At 65.1% G+C, this 6,646-nt stretch carries 7 protein-coding genes; 6 read left to right on the top strand and 1 reads right to left on the bottom strand.

Annotation, left to right across the window (positions count from 1 at the left end; genetic code table 11):
• The 4 genes from EN935_RS17120 to EN935_RS17105 all read left to right on the top strand — a co-directional run.
• Positions 1–455 (top strand): FAD-binding oxidoreductase (locus EN935_RS17120; RefSeq protein WP_164771171.1); only part of this gene is annotated, 455 nt, incomplete at its 5' end.
• Positions 456–509: 54 nt separating this feature from the next.
• On the top strand, positions 510–2,114 hold the full coding sequence (locus EN935_RS17115; protein WP_127263479.1) for an ABC transporter substrate-binding protein: 1,605 nt from the start codon (positions 510–512) through the stop codon (positions 2,112–2,114).
• Between the two features lie 84 nt (positions 2,115–2,198).
• Positions 2,199–3,299 carry a serine hydrolase domain-containing protein gene (locus EN935_RS17110; protein ID WP_127263481.1) on the top strand — a complete coding sequence of 367 codons (1,101 nt, stop codon included), beginning with the start codon at positions 2,199–2,201 and terminating at the stop codon, positions 3,297–3,299.
• Positions 3,300–3,429: 130 nt separating this feature from the next.
• A complete protein-coding gene (locus EN935_RS17105; RefSeq protein WP_109660831.1) occupies positions 3,430–4,113 on the top strand; it encodes a YoaK family protein in 684 nt (227 codons plus the stop codon).
• A 9-nt stretch (positions 4,114–4,122) separates the two neighbouring features.
• On the opposite strand, the gene EN935_RS17100 is transcribed toward EN935_RS17105, so the two are convergent.
• Entirely contained in the window at positions 4,123–4,575 is a 453-nt protein-coding gene (locus EN935_RS17100) for a MarR family transcriptional regulator (RefSeq protein ID WP_127263483.1), read from the bottom strand.
• 117 nt (positions 4,576–4,692) lie between these two features.
• On the opposite strand from EN935_RS17100, the gene EN935_RS17095 reads away from it, so the two are divergent.
• Positions 4,693–5,508 carry a p-hydroxycinnamoyl CoA hydratase/lyase gene (locus tag EN935_RS17095; protein ID WP_127263485.1) on the top strand — a complete coding sequence of 272 codons (816 nt, stop codon included), beginning with the start codon at positions 4,693–4,695 and terminating at the stop codon, positions 5,506–5,508.
• A gap of 38 nt (positions 5,509–5,546) precedes the next feature.
• Positions 5,547–6,646 (top strand): AMP-binding protein (locus EN935_RS17090; protein ID WP_245488991.1); only part of this gene is annotated, 1,100 nt, incomplete at its 3' end.

Raw genomic sequence — 6,646 nt, 5'->3', positions numbered from 1 at the left:
CCGCCGGCACGGACATCAGCGCCTGGCCGCTGGTGGTCGACCTGCACGAACAATTCTACTTCAAGCCGGATGCCGGCAGGCTGATCGGCTCGCTCGCCGACGAAACCGATTCCGAACCCTGCGACGCCTATCCGGAAGACATCGACGTCGCCATCGCAGTCGACCGCATCGAACAGGCGACATCGCTGCGCATCGACCGTCCGTCGACGCCCTGGGCGGGCCTGCGCACCTTTTCGCCCGACCGCACGCCGGTCGTCGGTTTCGACCCGCGGCTGCCCGGCTTCTTCTGGCTCGGCGGTCAGGGCGGCTACGGTTTCCAGGTGTCGCTGACGCTCGCGCGGCTGGGTTCGGCGCTGTTGCGCGGCCAGCCCCTGCCCGACGATCTCGCGGCACGCGGCGTCACTTCTGCGGCGCTAGCTCCCGATCGCTTCATCACCGCGGCGGCGACGCCATGAAATTCACCGGCCTGCCCTTCCCTCAACCATAAAGTGTCATCAGGAGCGTTTGCGATGAAATCCACCGTTCTGCGCGCAGTCCTTACCTCGTCCCTGCTGGCCTCGTCCGTCCTTCTCGGCGGACAGGCCTACGCCAAAACCCTGGTCTATTGCTCGGAAGCCAATCCCGAGACCTTCAACCCGGCGATCGGCATCGCCGATTCCACCATGGACGCCGCCGCCAAGACGATTTTCAACCGGCTGGTCGAGTTCAAGCCTGGCACGACAGAAGTCGGTCCGGCGCTGGCCGAAAGCTGGGATGTCTCAGCCGATGGCAAGACCTACACCTTCCATCTCAGGCACGGCGTGAAATTCCAGTCGAACGACCATTTCACGCCCTCGCGCGATTTCAACGCCGACGACGTGCTCTACACCTTCAACCGTCAGCGAGACGCCAACAATCCCTACCACAAGCTCGGCGGCGGCGCTTACGAGTACTTCAATGCGCTGGGCATGGGCACGCTGATCGAAAAGGTCGACAAGGTCGACGATTACACGGTGCGCTTCACCCTGACAGCGGCCAACGTCACCTTCCTGCCCGGCATTGCGCTCGACTATCTCTCCATCCTGTCGCTGGAGCAGACCGAGAAGATGGTGGCCGCCGGCACGCCGGAACTGATCGACTCTGAACCGGTCGGCACCGGCCCGTTCGTGCTGCAGGCTTATGTCCCTGACAGCCAAGTCCGCTACGCCGCCAACAAGGACTACTGGCGCGGCGCACCGAAGATCGACACGCTGGTCTTCGCCATCACGCCCGAGCCGACCACGCGCGTCGAGCGCCTCAAGGCCAATGAGTGCCAGGTCGCCGCCCCGCCGCCGCCAAGCGCCGTCGCCGATTTGCGCACCGACCCCAACATCACCGTGCTCGACCTCAAGGGCCAGAACATCGGCATTCTCGGCTTCAATGTCGAGCACCAGCCGCTTGGCGATGTCCGTGTGCGCATGGCGCTGGCCAAGGCCATCGACCGCAAGGCGATCGTCGACGCCGTCTATGCCGGCGCCGGCACGGTGGCCGGCAGCGTCGTGCCGCCGGCGCAGATCGGCGCCGTCACCGACGCCGGCATCGACTATGATCCGGACGGCGCCAAGAAACTGCTGAAGGAAGCCGGCCACGAGAGCGACCTGAAAATCAGCCTGTGGGCGATGCCGGTGTCGCGACCCTACAACCCCAACGCCAAGCGTATGGCCGAGATGATCCAGGCCGACTGGGCAAAAGTCGGCGTCAAGGCCGAGATCGTCAGCTTCGAATGGGGCGAATACCTCAAGCGCACCGCGGCGGGAGAGCAGGACGCCTACCTGCTTGGTGGTAGCAGTGACAATGGCGACCCCGACAACATGCTGAGCTATCTGCTCTCCTGCGACGGCGTGAAGGGCGGTTCCAACCGCTCGCGCTGGTGCGATCCGGCCTTCGAGAAGCTGCTGCAGGACGGCCGCGTCGCCGCCGACCCCAAGCAACGCGCCGACATCTACGCCAGGGCGCAGGCGATCCTCAAAATCGAGGTGCCGGTGGCGCCGATCGCCCATTCGGTGGTGGCGATCCCGATCCGCAAGGGCGTGCTCAACTACGTGCTCGACCCCTTCGGCCGGCAGAACTTTGCTGCGGTCGATATGGCGGAGTGAAGCTTGGCGACCCAGCCCTCGGGCTCGACCCGAGGGTGCACCAACATGTATAAAACCAGCGATTTAGAGGCGAAAGCAGAATCCATGCGTGAAGACCTGAACGCCCTCCTCAAGACCTATCTCACCGACGGCGCGGTGGGCGCCTCGCTTGCCTACGCGCTGAACGGCGCGACGCCAACCGCCGTCACCGCCGGCCTCGCCGATCGGGAACATGACGTTGCCGTCTCGCCCGACCGGCTGTTCAAGATCGGCAGTTGCACCAAGACCTTCGTTGCCGCCGCCCTGGTCAAGCTCGCCCAGGACGGCAAGCTCGATCTCGGTGCGCCGATCGCCTCCTGGTTTCCCGACCTGCCGGGCGCCGGTGCCATTTCGGTGCGCCAGCTGATCAACCACCGCAGCGGCCTGCCGGAGTTCGAATATTACATTCCGATGGACCCAAGCCGGCAATGGACGCCGCAGCAGCTGGTCGACATCGCCTTCGCCTCCGACAAGCAGAAAGCGCCAGGCGGACCCGCCGTCTACAACAACACCGGCTATGTGCTGGCCGGCATGGTGATCGAGGCCGTCTCTGGCCAGTCGCTGGGCGGCTATGTCAGAAGCGCGGTGCTGCAGCCGCTCGGCCTGGAGAATACCTGGTCGCCGGCCACCGAAGCCTTCCCGGAAAAATCGATGGTGCGCGGCTACTACCACCGGCCGCCACCGGCGGCGAACGCGCCCACCGACATCGCCTCGGGCGGCGAGATGTGGCGCATGGACGGCGTGCTGCCCTACTCCGATGCGTTGCAGGATTCTTCGGATTCCTTCCCGTTCGGCGCCGCCTATGGCTGCGGCGACATGGTGTCGACGCCGTCCGACATGGTGAGCTTCATACGCGGCCTGTTCTCCGGCAAACTGCTGTCGCCGCCATTCTTCTCCGGGATGTTCGAACACCGCGTGCCGGCAAGTTTCCCCGGCACACGCATGCGCGAAACGGGCGCCGGCATGTTCCAGAGCGCCTACGCCGACCGCGCCTTCCACGGCCACCAGGGCAGCATCCCCGGCTACGTCGCCGTCATGCTGCACGATCCGGAGTCGAGCCTGACCATCGCCATGACCAGCAATGTCGGCTCCGGCAACCGGCTGTCCTTCCAGGCGAGTGGGCTGCATCCGGTAGTCGACAAGGCGATCCAGATCATTCTGGGGTGAAGGGTGTTCTGCGCCGCGGGCCGTCGCATGATGCGCTACCCCGCGACAGACGATCAACTCGCGGCGAGATGATGGAACGGCTCGCCGAGATATGAGACGGTATCCCAGGCCCGTCACTGGAGATGCCGCCATGAAACCCACGCTGCCACTACTGCTGAGCCTCAATGGCGGCTATGTCGATACGGCGGGGTTTCTGGCGCTGCAAGGCCTGTTCACCGCGCATGTGACGGGAAATTTCGTCACGCTGGGCGCCTCGCTGGTGCTCGGCATTTCGGGTGTTCTGGCAAAGCTGCTGGCATTGCCGGTCTTCTGCGTCGTCGTCATCCTGACCCGGCTCGCCGGTGAGCGCTTGCGCAGACGGGGGCTGCCGGCGCTCGGGGTCCTGCTGGCGGCCAAACTGGCGCTGCTCGTCATTGGTGCTGCGCTGGCGATCCGCTTTGGTCCCTTCGCCAGTGGCGACGGCGCGGCCGCGATTGTCACCGGCATGGCGCTGGTCGCCGCGATGGCGATCCAGAATGCGGTGCACCGTGTCCATCTCGCGGCCGCACCGCCATCGACACTGATGACCGGCACCACCACCCAGATCATGCTCGACATTGGTGATCTCATCGGCGGCGTGGCTCCGGAGACCCGCCCTGCCCTGATCGCCCGCCTGCGGCGCATGGCACTGGCGGTCGCCGTGTTCGCGGTAGGCTGCGCCGCCGCTGCACTTGGCTTTGCGTTCGCCAATGTATGGTGCTTCGTCATTCCACCGGTGATTGCGCTCTTCGCCCTGCTGCTGCGACTTTCGGCGCCCGACGAGGAAACCAAGTAGGCCGCCCCCTCAGTCTTCGTCCGTCCAGATCAGCCGCAGCAACCGAAGCAGCGTCGCCCGCTCCTTTTTTGTCAGCCTGTGGAGGAACCGGTCCTCGTGCCGGCGAACCTGTTGCCGCCATCCCGGCATGGCCTCCCTGGCCGCCTGCGTCAGGGCGAGCACCTGCACGCGTCCGTCTTCGGCATGATCGTCGCGCTCAACCAGTCCGCGTTCTTCCAGTTCGGCGAGCAGCGGCGCCATGTTGGCGCTCCTCATGCCGAGCAGGCGGCACAGCTCCGCGGCGCGGATGCCGGGCTTCTCGTCGATCAGCGCCAGCATGGCGTAGGTGACCGGGCGCAGCGCCGCGTCAGTCATCTCGACGGCGAAATCATTCAAGGCCAAGGCTGAGGCGCGCCTCAGATTATAACCGATCTGCGCGTCGAGCGCGTCTTCGGGACTGGTGCGGAGCCGGGTCTTTTCCATGCTTCAACCGATCGCCACGAACATCCCCTCTTGTCAAGCAAAAAAGACTATGCGACATAGCAAATACGATAGCTATGCTACATAGCAATTTGTCAGACGGAACGAGAGGACCTGACCATGACCGAAGAGACCGTTGCCTTCGATGTCGAGAACGGCATTGCCTGGGTGCGCTTCAACCGGCCGGACAAGCGCAATTGCATGAACCCGGCGCTCAACCGGCGCATGATGGAGGTTCTCGACGAGCTTGAGTTCCGCGACGATGTCGGCGTGCTGGTGTTGTCCGGCGAAGGCAGCGCCTGGTCGGCGGGCATGGACCTCAAGGAGTACTTTCGCGAGACCGAGGCCAAGGGTCTCGGCGCCATCCGCAAGGCGCAGTCCGAAGCGTATGGCTGGTGGCGGCGCCTGCGCTGGTACGGCAAGCCGACCATCGCCATGGTCAATGGCTGGTGTTTCGGCGGCGGCTACGGCCCGCTCTTCGCCTGCGACCTCGCCTTCGCCGCCGACGAGGCGCAATTCGCTCTATCCGAGATCAACTGGGGCATCCTGCCCGGCGGCGGCGCCACCAAGGTGGTAGTCGACCTCCTGTCGATGCGCGATGCCATGTATCATGCGCTGACCGGCGAACTCATCGACGGCAGGAAGGCCGCCGCCTGGAAGCTGGTCAATGAAAGCCTGCCGCTGGCGGATCTGAAGGCGCGCGTCACCGAGGTCGCTGCCATCCTGCTGAAGAAGAATCCGATTGCGCTGAAGGCGACCAAGGACGCCATCCGCCGCGTCGCCGAGATGACCTACGACAATGCCGAGGATTATCTGGTGCGGGCGCAGGAGGCCGCCAATTCCTACGACAATGACGGCCGCAAGGAAGGCATCCGCCAGTTTATCGACGAGAAGAGCTACAAGCCCGGCCTTGCCGCCTACGACAAGGCAAGGTGACCGTGCAAGCATAAGGCAATCCTGGGGAGGAGCTGCAGATGCCGGCCTGGACGACATCGGATCCCGTGGCCCTGCACGCCAGGACGCAGCCGGATCGTATCGCTTGTGTCGACCTGGCAACCGGCCGCCGGTGGACCTATGCCGCGCTCGACGAGGCCATTCAGCGCGCTGTCGGCGTGCTTGAAACCGGCCATGGCATCGAGCCGGGGCAGCGCATCGCCACGCTTGCCCGCAACAGCGCAGACTTGGCTGTCCTGCAGCAGGCAGCGATGCGGCTCGGCGCCATTTTCGTGCCGCTCAACTGGCGGCTCGCCAGTGCCGAGAAGCAGGCGATCCTGGCCGATTGCGATCCGGTGCTGCTGTTGCATGACACCGCCCTTGAAATGGCGCCGCCCAAGGGCTGCATGTCAATCGAAGTCGCGGCCTTCACGGCGGCAGTCGAGGCACAGGTTCAGGCACCGCGCCGGTCCTTGCCGGCCAGCGATGCGCCTTCGATCATCCTCTACACTTCGGGCACATCAGGCCGGCCGAAAGGGGTCATCGTCACCGAACGCAATGCGTTGGCCACTGCGGTCAATTTCGGCGTACTGGGACGCGTTGGCAACGCCAGCGTCTTCCTCTGCGACGCGCCGATGTTCCATGTCATCGGCCTCATCACCAGCTTGCGTCCGCCGCTGTTGCAAGGCGGCACGGTGCTGATCTCGCCCGGCTTCGACGCCGGCGTCACCAATCGTCGTCTGGCTGATCCCGCGCTCGGGGTCACCCATTATTTCTGCGTACCGCAGATGGCCAGGATGCTGCGCGACCATCCAGATTTTGCGCCTTCGAATTGGACCGCGCTGACCGCCATCTTCACTGGCGGCGCGCCCAATCCGGCCGCAAACATCCACTGGTGGCTGGCACAGGGTGTGCGCATGGTCGACGGCTTCGGCATGACCGAAGCCGGCACCGTGCTCGGCATGCCCATCGAGGCCGACCGCATCGCCAGCAAGGCAGGCTCGGCGGGCCTTGCGGCGCCGACCATCGGGCTGCGCATCGTCGACGACGCTGGCCGCGATGTCGCTACCGGGGAACCAGGCGAGATATGGCTGTCCGGCCCCAGCATCACACCTGGCTACTGGAACCGGCCGGAAGAGAC

The organism is Mesorhizobium sp. M7D.F.Ca.US.004.03.1.1 (assembly GCF_003998635.1).
GTDB classification, from domain to species: domain Bacteria; phylum Pseudomonadota; class Alphaproteobacteria; order Rhizobiales; family Rhizobiaceae; genus Mesorhizobium; species Mesorhizobium loti.
This window is presented reverse-complemented; position numbering and strand designations above follow the sequence as displayed.